Origin of the sequence: Nocardia sp. 348MFTsu5.1, assembly GCF_000383535.1 — a bacterium.
Classification (GTDB): domain Bacteria; phylum Actinomycetota; class Actinomycetes; order Mycobacteriales; family Mycobacteriaceae; genus Williamsia; species Williamsia faeni.
On record NZ_KB911525.1, the window covers coordinates 88,074 to 103,251 of the forward strand.

General features: G+C 64.6%; 15 protein-coding genes. 9 read left to right on the forward strand and 6 right to left on the reverse strand.

Annotated features, from left to right (window positions below):
* Nucleotides 1-14: 14 nt before the first annotated feature.
* Nucleotides 15-2,471: a penicillin-binding protein gene (locus tag H290_RS0124445; protein ID WP_051122196.1), complete on the reverse strand. Its 2,457-nt coding sequence runs from the start codon at nucleotides 2,469-2,471 to the stop codon at nucleotides 15-17.
* Between the two features lie 221 nt (nucleotides 2,472-2,692).
* On the opposite strand from H290_RS0124445, the gene H290_RS0124450 reads away from it, so the two are divergent.
* The gene (locus H290_RS0124450; RefSeq protein WP_020109487.1) at nucleotides 2,693-3,010 is read left to right on the forward strand and encodes a WhiB family transcriptional regulator; all 318 of its coding nucleotides are present in this window, start codon (nucleotides 2,693-2,695) and stop codon (nucleotides 3,008-3,010) included.
* A gap of 53 nt (nucleotides 3,011-3,063) precedes the next feature.
* On the opposite strand, the gene H290_RS0124455 is transcribed toward H290_RS0124450, so the two are convergent.
* Together H290_RS0124455 and H290_RS0124460 are read right to left on the reverse strand one after the other, a co-directional pair.
* A complete protein-coding gene (locus tag H290_RS0124455) occupies nucleotides 3,064-4,158 on the reverse strand; it encodes an ArsA family ATPase (protein WP_028463656.1) in 1,095 nt (364 codons plus the stop codon).
* The gene (locus tag H290_RS0124460; RefSeq protein WP_020109489.1) at nucleotides 4,158-5,168 is read right to left on the reverse strand and encodes an ArsA-related P-loop ATPase; all 1,011 of its coding nucleotides are present in this window, start codon (nucleotides 5,166-5,168) and stop codon (nucleotides 4,158-4,160) included. The genes H290_RS0124455 and H290_RS0124460 overlap by 1 nt, the downstream gene beginning before the upstream one ends.
* 143 nt (nucleotides 5,169-5,311) lie before the next feature.
* Between H290_RS0124460 and H290_RS31315 the strand changes: the two genes are divergently transcribed.
* Both H290_RS31315 and H290_RS0124470 read left to right on the forward strand, forming a co-directional pair.
* Complete coding sequence (locus H290_RS31315; protein WP_020109490.1) at nucleotides 5,312-5,476, forward strand: DUF4177 domain-containing protein; 165 nt, start codon at nucleotides 5,312-5,314, stop codon at nucleotides 5,474-5,476.
* Between the two features lie 7 nt (nucleotides 5,477-5,483).
* Nucleotides 5,484-5,948: a RidA family protein gene (locus H290_RS0124470; RefSeq protein WP_020109491.1), complete on the forward strand. Its 465-nt coding sequence runs from the start codon at nucleotides 5,484-5,486 to the stop codon at nucleotides 5,946-5,948.
* Here the strand turns inward: H290_RS0124470 and hypB are convergent.
* On the reverse strand, nucleotides 5,932-6,696 hold the full coding sequence (hypB, locus tag H290_RS0124475; RefSeq protein WP_028463657.1) for a hydrogenase nickel incorporation protein HypB: 765 nt from the start codon (nucleotides 6,694-6,696) through the stop codon (nucleotides 5,932-5,934). The genes H290_RS0124470 and hypB overlap by 17 nt on opposite strands.
* Before the next feature lie 85 nt (nucleotides 6,697-6,781).
* On the opposite strand from hypB, the gene H290_RS29630 reads away from it, so the two are divergent.
* From H290_RS29630 to H290_RS0124490, 3 genes are read left to right on the forward strand one after another with little or no spacing between them, the layout of a single operon-like run.
* Complete coding sequence (locus tag H290_RS29630) at nucleotides 6,782-7,957, forward strand: CoA transferase (protein ID WP_155977016.1); 1,176 nt, start codon at nucleotides 6,782-6,784, stop codon at nucleotides 7,955-7,957.
* Nucleotides 7,951-9,291: an amidohydrolase family protein gene (locus tag H290_RS0124485; RefSeq protein WP_020109494.1), complete on the forward strand. Its 1,341-nt coding sequence runs from the start codon at nucleotides 7,951-7,953 to the stop codon at nucleotides 9,289-9,291. The genes H290_RS29630 and H290_RS0124485 overlap by 7 nt, the downstream gene beginning before the upstream one ends.
* Nucleotides 9,292-9,301: 10 nt before the next feature.
* The gene (locus tag H290_RS0124490) at nucleotides 9,302-10,201 is read left to right on the forward strand and encodes an LLM class flavin-dependent oxidoreductase (protein WP_020109495.1); all 900 of its coding nucleotides are present in this window, start codon (nucleotides 9,302-9,304) and stop codon (nucleotides 10,199-10,201) included.
* Between the two features lie 186 nt (nucleotides 10,202-10,387).
* On the opposite strand, the gene H290_RS0124495 is transcribed toward H290_RS0124490, so the two are convergent.
* Together H290_RS0124495 and H290_RS0124500 are read right to left on the reverse strand one after the other, a co-directional pair.
* Nucleotides 10,388-11,374, reverse strand: a complete 987-nt coding sequence (locus tag H290_RS0124495; protein ID WP_020109496.1) for a MaoC family dehydratase — start codon at nucleotides 11,372-11,374, stop codon at nucleotides 10,388-10,390.
* On the reverse strand, nucleotides 11,367-12,221 hold the full coding sequence (locus H290_RS0124500) for a CoA ester lyase (RefSeq protein ID WP_036520142.1): 855 nt from the start codon (nucleotides 12,219-12,221) through the stop codon (nucleotides 11,367-11,369). Before H290_RS0124500 ends, H290_RS0124495 begins: the two co-directional genes overlap by 8 nt.
* A 169-nt stretch (nucleotides 12,222-12,390) precedes the next feature.
* On the opposite strand from H290_RS0124500, the gene H290_RS0124505 reads away from it, so the two are divergent.
* The 3 genes from H290_RS0124505 to H290_RS0124515 are packed head-to-tail and all read left to right on the forward strand — an operon-like array spanning nucleotide 12,391 to nucleotide 15,148.
* Nucleotides 12,391-13,545 carry an acyl-CoA dehydrogenase family protein gene (locus tag H290_RS0124505; protein WP_028463658.1) on the forward strand — a complete coding sequence of 385 codons (1,155 nt, stop codon included), beginning with the start codon at nucleotides 12,391-12,393 and terminating at the stop codon, nucleotides 13,543-13,545.
* 15 nt (nucleotides 13,546-13,560) lie between these two features.
* Complete coding sequence (locus H290_RS0124510; RefSeq protein WP_020109499.1) at nucleotides 13,561-14,307, forward strand: GntR family transcriptional regulator; 747 nt, start codon at nucleotides 13,561-13,563, stop codon at nucleotides 14,305-14,307.
* Nucleotides 14,308-14,341: 34 nt separating this feature from the next.
* Entirely contained in the window at nucleotides 14,342-15,148 is an 807-nt protein-coding gene (locus H290_RS0124515) for an MBL fold metallo-hydrolase (protein WP_036520145.1), read from the forward strand.
* Nucleotides 15,149-15,178 lie beyond the last annotated feature (30 nt).

Below are 15,178 nucleotides of genomic sequence, written 5' to 3' on the forward strand. Positions count from 1 at the left end.
GGGTTGGTCCCCTATCACCCGGCCGGTATCTCGATCGGGCCGATCCCCGGGACGGTGATCGTTGTGGGCGGAGCGGGTGCGCGGGACGTCGGCTGTTGCTGCACCTGTCCGGTACTGACGTAGATGGTGATGGTGCTGCCCGCGATCGCGCTGCCCTCCGGGCTCGCCGAGACGACAGTGCCCACGGCCTGAGCGCTTTCGGTCTCGGCCTGGGCGACCCGGAATCCGGCGGCCTCGAGCCGGCTGGTCGCCGCACTCGCGGTCATCCCGGCCACACTCGGCACAGCGGTGCCGCCGACCCCGGCGACGTAGGCCGGATCATTGGGCGGCAGCGCGGTCGGCCCGAAGTTGTTGGCGATCGGAAGCATCGCGTTGAACCAGGTCCGCGCCGGCTCGCTACCGCCGTACAGGGTTCCGGAGCTGCACTGGCGAAGTGGGCCCGAGCAGAGTTCGGACGGCGTTGGCGAGTCGTTGTAGGTGTAGGCCGCCGCGGCAAAATTGTTGGTGAACCCGATGAAGCCCGACGAGCGGTGAGCTTCGGTGGTACCCGTCTTGCTGGCCAGCGGTAGGCCCCAGCCGACGGAACCGGCTGCGCCCGCGGCGGTGCCCGCGCCACGATCGTCGGCGCTCATCGCGTTGGCGAGGGTATCCGCAAGTCCCGGCTCCACGACCTTTTCGCACTGCGGCCGATCGAAGGCGACTTCCTGGACGGCCGGGGCGCCATTGGCGTCTATGACCTCGTTGCCGTAACGGTCCCGCTTGGGCTGGGTGATCGAGGCAATCGGGTTCGGCGGGCACCAGACGCCGTGCGACGCGAGCGTGGCGCCGACGTTCGACAACTCCAGTGCGTTGACCGCGGTCGGCCCAAGAGTGAACGACCCGAGGTTGCTCTGTTTGAAGTAGTCCGCGAGGCTCTGCTCACCGTCACCGGAGCTGCCGGGGCTGGCGTACGACCGCATTCCCAACCGCACCGCCATATCGACTGCCGGTGCCACACCGACATCCTTGAGCAGTTTCACGAACGCGGTGTTGGGTGACTGTGCGAGCGCGTCGGTCACCGACATCCGCGCCGGGTACTTGCCGTCGTTCTTGACGCAGTAGGTCGCTGGTGGGCAACCGTTGGCGCCATCGCTGCTACCCATGCCCTGCGCCTGGAAGGTCGGCGGGACCGCCAGCGACGATCCGGCGCCGAGTCCGTTTTCCATGGCTGCGGCGACTGTGAAGATCTTGAAGATCGATCCGGCACCGTCTCCGACCATCGAGAACGGTTGCGGCTGGACGGTCTGGTTCAGGTTCTGATCGAGCCCGTAGACGCGGCTCGACGCCATCGCCATGATGTCGTGCGACTCGTTGCCGGGTTTGATCACACTCATCACCGTTGCCACGCCGTCGAGATTCGGGTCGGTGAACTTTTCGACACCCGCCTTCGTCGAGGCCTGGACCGCCGGATCGAGCGTTGTCCGGATTGTGTAGCCGCCACGGGCGATCGCGTCTTTGGTCATTCCGTTCTCGGCCAGGAACTGCAGCGCGTAGTCGCAGAAGAATCCGGCGTCGGCCGCGGAGATGCAACCGTTCGGCAGTGTGTTGGGGGTGGGGACAACACCCAATGGTGTGTCCATTGCGGCCCGGTACTCGTCGGCGCGGTTCGGGAAGTTGGAGACCATCGTCTCGAGCACCGTGTTGCGACGTTCGAGCACGCCGTCGGGGTTGGTGTACGGGTCCAGGGCGGAGCTCGACTGGACCATGCCCGCGAGCATGGCCGATTCCGGGACCGTCAGATCCTTGGCCGGCTTGTTGAAGTACGTCCAGGCGGCGGCTTCGATGCCGTACGCCCCGTTACCGAACGGCACCACGTTCAGGTAGCGGGTGACGATCTCTTTCTTCGCCTCTTGCTTGGCCTCTTCGTCGCTGAGGTTGCGGTCCTTCTTGATCTGGTTGGTGAGCGTGTTCTCGAGGGTCAGCGCCATGCGGACCTCTTTGAGCTTGCGCGCCGGAGTGGTCTCGGTGGCCGCGCGGCGCTCGGCGTCGTTCTGTGCCAGCACCAGCAGTTGGTAGTTCTTCACATACTGCTGGTCGATGGTCGACGCACCCTGTTGGACCTCACCCGACGACTGGTTCTTGAGGAACGCGCGGATCGTGCCCTTCCAGTCGACGCCGTCGTGATCGAGGAATCGACGGTCCTCGACGGAGATGATCGCCCGGATCATCTCCGGGGAGATGTCGTTGTAACCGACCTGCGTGCGTCGTTGGTCGTAGAGATACGCGATCGGCTTGCCGTTGACGTCGGTCATCGTGGTGACCTCGGGCACCTGACCTTCGATCAATTCCGACGACACGTTCTGCATGGTGTCCGCTGCCCGGTTCGATACCAGGCCCAGTCCGCCCGCGACGGGAAAGAGCAGGCCAGCGACCAGAACGCCGGCCAATAGGCAGCATCCCACGAGCAGAGTTATGGACTTCGACTTCGACACGCCCGCAAGGATACGTGCCACTGGCCGCAGAGACGGTATCCGAAGGTCTCGGGGGCGGGCGCGGCAGCGTCTGTTTGGACGTAAGTGCCACTTTTTTCATTCCAGCACTTGACTGACGACGAGTGTGATCCATAGATTGGTTCTACTTGAATGTGACTCACATAACATTCAGTCGTAAATGTAAGCCCAGGCGTACTTGTTGTGATTCAGAGGGGATGCACATGGCGAAAGCGGCAGCTGCGACCATAGAGAACGAAGCACGACTGGCCTGGGTGGCCAGGGCACGTTGCCGCGAGGTCGATCCCGACCAACTGTTTGTCCGCGGCGCTGCACAGCGCAAGGCAGCAACCATCTGCCGGCACTGCCCGGTGCAGCTCGAATGCGGTGCAGATGCACTCGACAACCACGTCGAGTTCGGTGTGTGGGGCGGGATGACCGAGCGTCAGCGTCGAGCACTCTTGCGGCAGCATCCCGAGGTCACCTCGTGGAGCACCTTCTTCGAAACTCAGCGCAGGCGTCAGGTTGTGGGCGTCGGCTAGATCCGACCAACCGAACATGAAGAGGCGGCCAGGTGGCCGCCTTCTTCATGTGTTCAGCCCTTGCTGGTGATCTGCTCGGCCACAGCGCGCAACGCCGTCATATCCGCGACCTCGAAGGGCAACGACGGAACGCCCACGATCGGGACCGTCGGATGCGACGTCGTAAAGCTGTGCAGCAGATGCAGTTCCCGTTTGCCGGTAGTGGCCCGCTCGGCGTGAATCGTCAGAATCGCCTTCGTCAGCGGATCGTCGATCTGCCCGGCGGTGGCCTCGGCGGTCGATCCGCTGATGCCGGTGAGATTCGGATGGGTCCGGTTGAGGATCAGTCCGGCCAGCGGCATCTTCTCTCCGGACAACCGGTCGACGAAAAACGCCGCTTCGCGCAATGCGTCCGGTTCGGGCGAGGCGACCACCGCGAACTGGGTGCCCGGCTGCTTGAGCAACGTGTACGTCTTGTTGGCACGTTCCCGGAAGCTACCGAACATCGTGTCGAGTGACTGTACGAACACCGACACGTCGCGCAGTGTTTCGCCGCCGACGATCGTCGAGACGCCCTTCATCGCCAGGCTGACGGCGCCGGTGACCACGCGGCCCACACCACGTCCACCGCCGACGAGCACCTTCATCAGGCGGCCTTCGAGGAACGAGCCGAGTCGCTGGGGTGCGTCGAGGAAGTCCAGGGCGTTGCGAGAGGGCGGGGTGTCGACCACCACGAGATCCCAATCATCCTGCGACAGAAGCTGCCCCAACTTCTCCATCGCCATGTACTCCTGTGTTCCGGAGAACGAGCTCGCGACGGTCTGGTAGAAGGAGTTGTTCATGATCGCCTCGGCCTTGTCGGGCGGTGAGTACTGCGTGACCATCTCGTCGAAGGTCCGCCGCATGTCGAGCATCATCGCGTCGAGCGTTCCGTCGCCGTCGATCTTCACCGGCTGCGGGCTGTTGGTCAGCTCGTTCATCCCGAGCGACTGCGCCAGGCGCTTGGCCGGGTCGATGGTCAGGACGACCACTTTGCGGCCCCGTTCGGCAGCCCAGACAGCCATCGCGGCTGCGGTGGTGGTCTTACCGACTCCGCCCGCACCGCAGCAGATGACCACTTTGGTGGCCGGATCCGACAGGATCGAACCCATCTTCAGGTCGATAGGCATCAGGCACCAGCTTTCTGCAGGATCTCAGACAGGTCGTAGAGACCGCCGAGGTCGATGCCGTCATCGAATGTCGGCAGCTGCAACTTGTCCTTGTGTAACGACTCCAGCTCGGTGCCGGCCTCGAGTTGGGCCTGCACGCGGCTGGCGTGCTCGATGGTCTCGGTCAGCAGGCCCTCGAAGTCGGCTTCGGTGATGGCCAGACCCGCGGCGTCGAGCTGGGCCCGTAGCGCCGCGGCATCGATGACACCGTCGGCGATGTCCGCGATCGTGTCGGCCGGCAGATGCTCCGGCGACACCTTGTTGATGATCAGTGAGCCGATCGTCAGGTCTTTGCCCTCGAGTTCGTTGACCGCCTCGATGGTCTCCTGAATCGGCATCGCCTCGAGCAGGGTCACCAGATGCACCACGGTGTCACTCGAGTGCAGCAGCTTCACCACCCCGTCACTCTGATTGCGCAACGGACCGGTTTTGGTCAGATCCGCCATCGCCTTGGTGACATCGAGGAAGTTACCGATACGGCCGGTCGGCGGTGAATCGACGACCACCGCGTCGTAGACCCGGTTCCCCTTCTTGTCCGTCCGGACGACACATTCCTTGATCTTTCCCGTCACCAAAACGTCGCGAAGCCCCGGCGCGACGGTGGTGACAAAATCGATCGCCCCGATCCGGCGCATGGCGCGGCCGGCGAATCCGAGGTTGTAGAACATGTCGAGATATTCGAGTAGTGCATGTTCGATGTCGATGGCGAGCGCCGACACCTGGCCGCCGCCCTCCGCTGTGGCCACTTTGGTTTCGGTCGGTGCAAGCGGTGGAACATCGAATATCTGCGCGATGCCCTGCCGCCCCTCGCATTCCACGAGAAGCACTTTCTTACCCTCGGCCGCAAGAGCCAACGCGAGCGCAGCCGCGACGGTCGTCTTACCGGTCCCACCCTTACCTGACACGAAATGAAGCCGTGCCTTCCTGGCCGCTTCCGGCCAGTGATAACCCTGCGGTTGTTCTGACGTCACCGGCTCACCTTATCCACCAGGGGTACTGATCGACATGTCCCAGCGGACTTCCTGTCCGCTATTCGCGGCTTTTCCGACGTCCACGCGGACGACTGATCGCGGTCGCCCCTGGCATGCGGATATGCAGCCGATAGGCTGGGCACATGAGTGAGCCAACTGCCTGGGAATACGCAACCGTTCCGCTTCTGACCCACGCCACCAAACAAATCCTCGACCAGTGGGGTGCCGACGGCTGGGAGCTGGTCAGCGTCCTCCCCGGTCCCACCGGCGAACAGCACGTCGCCTACCTCAAGCGCGCGAAAGGCTGATCTGCACATGACCTGGTCGGAGCGACTGACTGAACTGAACATCGTGCTCCCCAAGGTGGTAGCACCACTGGCCGCATACGTACCGGCCGTGCAGACCGGCAATCTGGTCTACACATCAGGCCAGCTGCCGATACACGGTGGCGAGCTGACCGAGCACGGCAAGGTGTCCGAGGGTGCCGAAGGTGTGGTCCGGCCTGACGCTGCTGCTGCCGCCGCGCGGATCTGCGCACTGAACGCGCTGGCCGCGATCGACGCGCTGGTGGGCATCGACTCGATCAAGCGGATCGTCAAGGTGGTCGGGTTCGTGGCATCGGCACCCGGGTTCACCGGGCAGCCGGCCGTCATCAACGGTGCCTCGAATCTGCTCGGTGAGATCTTCGGTGAAGCCGGAGCTCACGCCCGGTCAGCGGTGGGTGTTGCCGAACTGCCGCTCGGTGCGCCGGTTGAGGTCGAACTCATCGTCGAGGTCTGACCACCGCGGTATCGATCCAGCTGTACCACTGCTCCAAACCTTCACCGGTCCGCGCGCTCACGGGAATCACGTGGGCGCGCGGATTCGTTTCGGCGATCGTGTCCAGAAACTGCTGCAGCTCGACGTCCAGATGCGGCAACAGGTCGATCTTGTTGAGCAGCACCACATGTACCCGGCTGAACATCAGCGGGTACTTCAGTGGCTTGTCTTCGCCCTCGGTCACCGAATAGACCATCACGCGGGCGTGCTCGCCGACATCGAACTCGGCCGGGCACACCAGGTTTCCGACATTCTCGATGAACACCAGGTCGAGTGTGCCCAGATCGAGACCCTGGAGTGCGCGATTGACCATCGGCGCGTCCAGGTGACATTCGCCGCCGAATCCGTTGGCGGTGTTGATGAGTGAGACCTGCGCGCCCTTGTCCTCGAGGCGCGCGGCGTCCAGGTCCGTCGCGATGTCGCCTTCGATGACGCCGATCCGAAGGGTCGGTCTCAGTGCGTCGAGTGTCGCCGACAGGATTGAGGTCTTCCCAGATCCCGGCGAACTCATCAGATTGACTGCAGGCACCCCGGCGGCGTCGAATGCGCCGCGGTTGAGATCGGCCCGGACGTCGTTCTCGGTGAAGATGGCCTCGAGGATCTCGACCCGCTGCGACCCGGTGTCGTAGCCGCTGTGGTCACCATGGCTGTGCGTGGTGCCGTCGGCATGGGTGTGTGTTGTGTCGTCGTGACGATGGAATCGACCCATACCGCCCATGGTAGGTCGTGTGAGCTGGGTAATAGGCTTGCAGACAGGTCCACCCAAGAAGCAGCCCATCACACAAGGAGTATCGGTGATCGATCCGGCGGAGCGATGGGCCCGCAGCGGGATGGCCCATCTGACCGGTGATCCCGACGGTCCACCCGACTTCAGCCGGGCGGGCATCCTGGCGATGGCCGACGAGGTCGCCGAGCCCTTCGATGTCCGGGTCGACGACCTCCTGGCGGGCAGGTCGACGCTGATGGGGACCAGTCGCCAGGGTCGGATATCGGCGGGCGGGGCGACCCGGCTGATCCGGTGCAGCGACACCTGGGCGGCATTTTCCCTCGCGCGCACCATGGACATCGACTCACTGGGTGCGTTGCTGAGTACCGACGACATCATCGATGACCCCTGGTCGACGCTGGAAGTCGCGGCCCGGACCTGGGTGGCCGACGAACTCGTCGAACGTGCGCAGATGCTCGAGATCCCGGCCGCGGTCCTGGGGTCGGTGACCGCGCCACCGGTGGAGATCACGCCGTGCTGGGAGAGGTCGCGGCCGCGCGCCGTCGACAACAATCTGCTGGTGGTCGACTTGTCCGCGATGTGGGCCGGTCCGTTGTGCGGGCAGCTTCTCGGAACCCTCGGGGCGACGGTGATCAAGGTGGAGAGTCCGGGCCGTCCCGACGGCGCCCGTGCGGGGAACCAGGACTTCTTCCGCTGGATGAACGGCGCAAAACTGCTGTTCCCGGCCGAGATCACCAGTCACAACACCGAACTGGCGGATCTGCTCGATGTCGCGGAGGTGGTGATCGAGGCATCCCGGCCGCGTGCGCTGGAGTCAGCCGGGCTCGATGCGACGACGAGGGCACCCCGGCGGGGGCGGGTCTGGGTTCGGATCACCGGCTACGGCACCGCCCCTGACATGCGCAACCGCGTGGCGTTCGGCGACGACGCGGCAGTCGCCGGTGGTCTTGTCGGCCAGGGCAGTGGTGGTCCGGTGTTCTGCGGCGACGCCATCGCCGATCCCCTGTCCGGTCTCGAGGCCGCTCGCGCGGTGGTCGATTCACTGGGTCGGGGTGGCGGGGAACTCATCGACGTGGTGATGTCGGGGGTGGCCGCGAAATATGCTGCAGTGCAAACCGTTCCATCCAGAAGTGACCACGTGGCGGTCGCCGCCCGGATGCCTCCGATCGCAGAGCCCTCCGGCTACCCGGTCGATGCGCAGTGGGTGGCCGAGCTAATCGAGAGTCGGCGGAGCGCATGCTGATCATCAACGCGCGGCGGCTCCCCGGGCAACCTGTTGCATTGCGAACCGTGGGTGAGCGGATCGCGGACGTGGGAACGGATCTGGTTGCGGTACAGGGAGAAACGGTCATCGATGCCCGGGGCGGAACCCTGATCCCGGGCCTGTGGGATCACCACATCCATCTGCGGGCCACGGTCGCGGCCGCCGCGTCGATCAGAGTCGGACCCCCGCAAGTCCACACGCCGGAGAAATTCCGGGCCGCACTGGCTGCAGCGACGCCACAGCCGGATGGCTGGATCCGCGCGGTCGGCTACCACAACAGTGTCGCCGGTGAGCTCGACCGGTATGCCCTCGATGCGGTGGTTGCTCACGTGCCCTTACGAATTCAGCATCGCAGCGGTGCGATGTGGTTTGTGAACTCGGCCGGTCTGGCGGTCCTCGGGCAGTCCGACCATCCCACCGGGCAACTCTTTCGGCAGGATGCTCAGGTGGCAGCGGCAACCACCGGACATGCTACCGACTTCGGTCCACTCAGTGCTCGTCTGAGTAGATACGGCGTCACCGGTGTCACCGAGGCCACCCCGAATCTGACTGCTGCTGATCTGGATTCGCTGGATGACGCCGTCGGTGGTGGGCAGATCCGCCAGCGGGTCCTGGTGATGTCCGCTGATTCGGGCCGCGACCATCCGCATCTGGTGTTCGGGCCCGTTAAACGCATTCTCGACGACGACACCCTCGATCTCGACGCGTTGACGGAATGGATTGCCGCAGTGCATCACCGCGGTACCGCCGTGGCCCTGCACTGCGTCACGGTCGTGCAGTTGGTGGTCGCGACCACCGCCCTGCGCACCGCCGGCGTGCACACCGGCGACCGCATCGAACACGCGGCAGTGGTCCCGCAGTCGATGATTCCCGACCTCGTCGAACTCGGCATCACCGTGGTGACACAACCGAACTTCGTGGCCGAACGCGGCGACGAATACCTGCAGGACGTTCCGGCCGCCGAACACGAAGAACTCTGGCGGCTCCGGAGTTTGCAGTGCGCCGGTGTGCCCGTTGCCGGTAGCACCGACGCCCCCTTCGGTGATCTCGACCCCTGGGCGGCGATGCGTGCCGCGCGCGATCGCCGGACAGCGAGCGGATCGGAGATCTCCATCGCGGAACAGATTTCCGATGCCGCTGCGGTAACACTGTTCCTGGGTGAGCCAGGGGCTCCGGGAAGATCGCGGGAGCTGACCATCGGATCAGCAGCCGACCTGTGTCTGCTCTCTGAACCACCCGAGGTGGTTCTGCGGGAGCTGGACGGAGAACTTGTGGCCGCCACCGTGATCGGCGGACGGTTGATGGACCGATGAGGAGTATTCGATGACAGATCTGCCGCAGTTCGGAATCTTCGTCCCCCAGTTGGGAATGGAAGCAGGCGCCGTGATCGCCGCCGCGCAGGGCGCCGAGCGGGCCGGGTTCGATTCCTTCTGGCTGATGGATCACCTGTTCGCACCCGGCGTACCGACCATGGATGCACTGGAGAGCTGGACTCTCCTGTCGGCGATCGCCGCGACCACGTCCGACATCCGGCTCGGACATCTGGTGGTCTGCAACCCACTTCGCCATCCGGCGGTACTGGCCAAGATGGCGGCCACCGTCGATCGGATCTCGGGAGGCCGGCTTGATCTGGGTCTGGGCTGGGGATCCATCGAGGCCGAGCTCGAGATGTTCGGCATCGAACACGGGTCGCGGAAGGAACGTGCGCAGCAACTGGGCGAGACCGTCGAGATCCTTCGGCTGATGTTCTCCGGCGAACCGTTCGATTACCAGGGCAAGCACTTTCAGCTGTCGGGTGCCTACGGCAGGCCGACGCCCGTGCAAGCCGCCATTCCGATCCACATCGGTGGTGCCGGCAAACAGCTGACGATGCCATTGGTTGCCGAGTACGCAGACTGGTGGAATTGCGTGGGTGGCGCGCGTGATCAGCTCGACGAACTGCGCCCACTGAGCGGCAGTGCGCGCCTGTCGGTGCAGTACGCGGTGGGCGTTGTCACCGATGAGTCGCTGCGCGCCAAGGTGATCGAGCGGACTGCACGCCGACTGCCCGAATCCGGCTGGGGCAAGGCGCTGGTCGGCACACCCGACGAGTTGGTCGAGATGTTCAAAGCCGAGATCGATCATGGCGTGGAGTTGTGCATCGTCCGCCTCCACGACCTCGCCGACCCGGCGACCATCAAGACCTTCGGGCGCGACGTGATCGCCCCGATTCTGGAGCGTTGATTGCTTGTGCGATAGGCATTTTCGGCGCACTCGGCGGCGATTTTGGCACGTTCGACGGTCGGTTCGGCACGCTCGGCGGTGCTCCCCGTCGAGCGTGCCGAACCGTCCGTCGAGCGTGCCCATCCGGCCGTCGAGCGGGCCGAACGGTCCGTCGAGTGTGCCTTTGTTGCTCGTGTCTGGCCGGCGCTACGTCGTCAGTGCGGTGAATTTCCAGTCGAGGACCGGGGTTGTGGTTCCGTCCACCGCAACAACATCGGCGAGCGACCGCAGCTTCAGCAGGGTTCCACCGGCAGTGAGGGATTCGGCAGATTCCACCTCCAGGCGACTGGTGATCGTGTCGCCCTCATGCACCGGACCGACATGGTCGCAGGACTGCCAACCCAGAACCGTCACCAGATTCGGCAATGCCCGGTTGGCCTGCGACAGCGCGATGCCGATGGTGTGACCGCCGTAGACCAGGCGCTCGCCACCGATCCGCGCATCATGGTGGGTCGCAGCGATATTGAGGGTGAGCCGGGCCAACTCCGGGGCGCTCGACACCACATCGGCACTGGATTCGAAGATGGTGCCGGCGGCCGGAATGTGCTGCGACGTGGGTAGTGCGGCCAGGTTCCAGCCGGCCGGGACCTCGAATGCCGGTTCGTCGGCAGGTCCGATCGCGGAGAGATCGTCGGCCGCCGGCGGGCGGTTCTGCGCAGGCGACTCGGACAGCGGGATCATCGCGCACCGGTAGAAGTCGAGGATCTTGTTTCCCTCGGAGTCGGTGGTCTCCATGCGCAGAGCTGCAAGGCCGGTGGGCCGGCGTCCCGGTTTGACCGAATTCGCCCGCAATCCAACAACTTCGGTGCGGGTGTACAGGGTGTCGCCGATATGGGGGAAGCGATGAAATCGAAGTCCGCGGTAGAAGAGGTTGGCCTTCACGTGGTGGGTGGCCAGCGTCGACTGGCCGATCGCGACGTCGCAGACCAGGCCGGGGTGGGCCAGGGCGGTCGGACGACCGGTCACGGCCTGGGACAGGTGTGCGTCCAGGGACAGGCGCATCCGGTCCCCGAGGATCGACTGATGTACCGCGGCGGCACCTTCGGTCAGGGTCATCGACGGGGCGGTGTCGAAGACCTGCCCCACCTCGAGTTCGTCGAAGTACGGTCCGCCGACGGATACCGGGTCAGACATCTGCTTTCTCCTCTACTTTGGCCAGCGTGCGCCGTGCGGACACGGCAACTGCCTCGTCGAGCATCTGCCCGTCGAGTTGAGCGGCTCCGGCGCCTTCTGAAGCGGCTTCGTCGAGTGCGGCCAAGATGCGCCGGGCGCGATCGACAGCCTCGGCCGACGGCGTGAATTCGGCTGTCACAACATCGATTTGACGTGGATGAATCACCCATTTGCCATCGAATCCGAGCTCACGCACCCATCGCGTCGCGAACCGGAACTCGTCGTCGTCGGCGGTTCCGAGATGGGGTCCGTCGATCGCGGCGATACCTGCGGTCCGGGCGGCGATCAGCACCCGGTCCTGAATCGCCGCCCACCGCTGCGGTGGTAGACCGGGCTCGCGGCCGAGTTCGGCCCCGAGGTCGGCGTATCCGATGATCAGGCCGTCCAATTCGTCGACGGCAGAGCAGATGTCGTCGAGAGTGGTGAGGCCACTGGGGGTTTCGATCAGCGCCTGGAGTGTCGCGCCGTGCCCGGCGAGCCCGGCTGCGGCGATCTCGAGGTCTGCGGGGCCGTTGACCTTGGGTACCACCACACTCGACAGACCTGATCCGGTTTGCGCCAGCGCTGCCAGATCGGCAGCGGCCCACGGTGAATCGACGCTGTTGATGCGAACCGCGATGGTGGTTCCGGGGGCAGGTGCGATCGAGTTGATGGCCTCGACCACCAGAGCCCTGGCATCATCCTTGTTGGCGGGTGTGACGGCGTCCTCGAGGTCGAGGACAACTTCGTCGGCTCCCGCCTGCAAAGCCTTGGTCAACTTGCGCCGGTCGGATCCCGGCGCCACGAGTACAGATCGTCGGCGACTCATCGCATCCCTTCGAGTTCGGTTCGAGCTCGTATGTACGGCCAAATCATGGTCGGCGATGTTTGCTGATGTCAAGGTGTCGTTCGGTGCGGTGTCATTGCCTCGAGGTTGACAGCGAGCCCACCGGGCGACGAATATGGCCGTACAAAGTTTTGCTGCCGCGGAGGATGTCATGAGCTACAACTTGAACGACGAAGAATCGATGCTGGTGAAGACGGTGCGTGACTTCGTCGACCGCGAGGTGAAGCCCTCGGTCCGGGAGGTCGAGAAGGCCAACGAATACCCCGACAAGTGGATCGATCAGATGAAGCAGATCGGGATCTACGGCCTGGCGATCGATGACGAGTTCGGCGGTTCGCCGGTCTCGATGCCCTGCTACGTCGCGGTCACCGAGGAACTGTCCCGCGGTTGGATGAGCCTGGCCGGTGCGATGGGTGGCCACACCGTGGTCGCCAAACTCCTCACGATGTTCGGGACCGACGAGCAGAAGCAGAAGTACCTCCCCGTGATGGCAACCGGCGAGTTGCGCGCGACCATGGCGCTGACCGAACCGGGCGGCGGCTCTGATCTGCAGGCGCTGACCACCACGGCGAAAACCGAGGGTGATGACCTGGTCATCAACGGTGCCAAGACCTGGATCAGCAATGCTCGGCGATCCGGTCTGATCGCACTGCTCTGCAAGACCGACCCGGCAGCCACCCCGCGCCACGCCGGTATCTCGATCGTGCTGGTCGAGCATGGTCCGGGCCTGACGATCTCGCGAGATCTGCCCAAGCTGGGCTACAAGGGTGTGGAATCCTGCGAGCTCTCCTTCGACAACTACCGCATCTCGCAGTCGGCGATCCTGGGTGGCACACCGGGTAAGGGCTTTCCGCAGATGATGAAAGGCCTGGAGACCGGACGTATTCAGGTCGCCTCCCGTGCGCTCGGCGTAGCGACGGCTGCACTCGAAGACGCCCTGGCCTATGCGCAGCAGCGGGAGAGTTTCGGTAAGCCGATCTGGAAGCACCAGTCGATCGGAAACTACCTGGCCGACATGGCTACCAAGCTGACCGCTGCCCGGCAGCTCACCCGCTACGCCGCGGAGAAGTTCGACTCGGGCGAGCGCTGCGACATGGAAGCCGGGATGGCCAAGCTGTTCGCCTCCGAGGTCGCGATGGAGATCGCCCTCAACGCCGTCCGGATCCACGGTGGCTACGGTTACTCCACCGAATACGATGTCGAACGCTACTTCCGGGATGCGCCGCTGATGATCGTCGGTGAGGGCACCAACGAGATCCAGCGCAATGTCATTGCCGGACAACTGGTGTCCCGCGGCGGCCTGTAGAAGGATTTGGGGACCATGGCGGGGAAGAGGAACGAGTCCGAACCGGCCTATGCGCTGCTGGCCAGGCAACTGCGCCAGGACATCGCTGCCGGACGCTACGACAACGGCGCCCGCCTGCCCACCGAGTCCGAGTTGTCGGAGCGCTACGAGGTCAGCCGCCAGACCGTCCGCCGCGCGTTCGTGGATCTGGTGGCGGCCGGCACGGTGTATCGGGTGCCGGGCCGGGGGACGTTCGTCAACGAATCCGGTGGTCGCTACTTACGCCAGCAGGGGTCGATCGAGGACCTCATGAATCTGTCGCACGACACCACGATGGAGGTGGTGCAGCAGTTGCGACGTCGCGTCGACGTCGAGGCCGCCGGTCGTCTGCGCCTCGACAGCGACGTCGTGTACACCGTGGTCTTCCGGCGGATCCACGACGGAATTCCTTTTGTGCTGACCACCGTGCATCTGCCCGAAGAGGTCGCGCGGCTGATCATCGATGCGCCGGAGATGGCGCAGGGCGCGGTCAGCACGTACACGGTGATCGGGCTCCTCGAACGGCATCTGTCGACGCCGATCGCCGAGGCGGCGCAATCGATCACCGTCGACCAGGCCGATGACCTCGACGTCCTCCACCTGAACTGCGAACCGGGCCGGCCGGTGCTCCGGATCGACCGGTTGTACACCGACAGCAACGGGGTGATCAGCGAATTGTCGGTCAGCCACTTCCTGCCCGAGCACTACACCTACCGCGTCACGCTGTATCGCGATCGCGGGTGAGCTGCGTCATGCCGCGGACGTTAGCCTGGGTCGCATGAGTGAATTGCAGCATCCTGCATATCGTGAGGTTCGCCCGGTGACCGACTTCGCGTCGGTGCTGTTATGTGCCAATCCCGGGATGATGACCCTGGACGGCACCAACACCTGGATCTTGCGCGCCCCCGGACATCCGGATTGTGTGGTCGTCGACCCCGGGCCCAAAGGCAAGAAAAAGCATGTGAAAGCCGTTGCTGCGCAGGGCAACGTGGTGTTGGGTCTGATCACCCACCGGCACTACGACCACACCGGTGCCATCAAGGATTTCCGGAAGCAGACCGGTGCACCGGTCCGTGCCCGCAGCGCCGAGTACACCCGCGGTGCCTCGATCCTCGCGGACCGGGAGGTCATCGAGGCCGCCGGCCTGAAGATCACCGTGCTGTACACCCCTGGGCATACGGGGGACTCGGTCAGTTTTCTCGTCGAGTTCGACGGTCGGCGCGCGATGCTGACCGGTGACACCATCCTGGGTGGTGGTACGACGGTTCTCGATCCGAAGGACGGATCGTTGCGCGACTACATGAACTCACTCAACCGGCTCATCGTCGAGGGCGACGAGTGTGCGATGTTGCCCGGTCACGGTCCCGACCATGCCGAGCTGATTCCGGTCGCCCGCTACTACAAAGCACATCGCGAACAGCGCATCGATCAGGTACGGGCGGCCCTCGCCGACCTCGGGGTGAGTGCGCAAGACGCCAAACCCGGCAAGATCGTCAAAAAAGTGTATGCCGACGTCGACAAGAAGCTGTGGCCGGCGGCGAAGATGTCCGTCAAAACCCAGCTGGCCTACCTGGCCGACAAGTAGCCGCGCAGACACATCAAAAAAGCCGCTCCA

Bases quoted from the DNA above. Each gene is read 5' to 3' on its own strand.
- H290_RS0124490 (WP_020109495.1), top strand. From the start codon at position 9,302: ATGACAGATCTGCCGCAGTTCGGAATCTTCGTCCCCCAGTTGGGAATG.
- H290_RS0124495 (WP_020109496.1), bottom strand. From the start codon at position 11,374: ATGTCTGACCCGGTATCCGTCGGCGGACCGTACTTCGACGAACTCGAG.
- H290_RS0124455 (WP_028463656.1), bottom strand. From the start codon at position 4,158: ATGCCTATCGACCTGAAGATGGGTTCGATCCTGTCGGATCCGGCCACC.
- H290_RS0124485 (WP_020109494.1), top strand. From the start codon at position 7,951: ATGCTGATCATCAACGCGCGGCGGCTCCCCGGGCAACCTGTTGCATTG.
- H290_RS0124515 (WP_036520145.1), top strand. From the start codon at position 14,342: ATGAGTGAATTGCAGCATCCTGCATATCGTGAGGTTCGCCCGGTGACC.
- H290_RS0124510 (WP_020109499.1), top strand. From the start codon at position 13,561: ATGGCGGGGAAGAGGAACGAGTCCGAACCGGCCTATGCGCTGCTGGCC.
- hypB (WP_028463657.1), bottom strand. From the start codon at position 6,696: ATGGGTCGATTCCATCGTCACGACGACACAACACACACCCATGCCGAC.
- H290_RS31315 (WP_020109490.1), top strand. From the start codon at position 5,312: ATGAGTGAGCCAACTGCCTGGGAATACGCAACCGTTCCGCTTCTGACC.
- H290_RS0124470 (WP_020109491.1), top strand. From the start codon at position 5,484: ATGACCTGGTCGGAGCGACTGACTGAACTGAACATCGTGCTCCCCAAG.
- H290_RS0124450 (WP_020109487.1), top strand. From the start codon at position 2,693: ATGGCGAAAGCGGCAGCTGCGACCATAGAGAACGAAGCACGACTGGCC.
- H290_RS0124505 (WP_028463658.1), top strand. From the start codon at position 12,391: ATGAGCTACAACTTGAACGACGAAGAATCGATGCTGGTGAAGACGGTG.
- H290_RS0124500 (WP_036520142.1), bottom strand. From the start codon at position 12,221: ATGAGTCGCCGACGATCTGTACTCGTGGCGCCGGGATCCGACCGGCGC.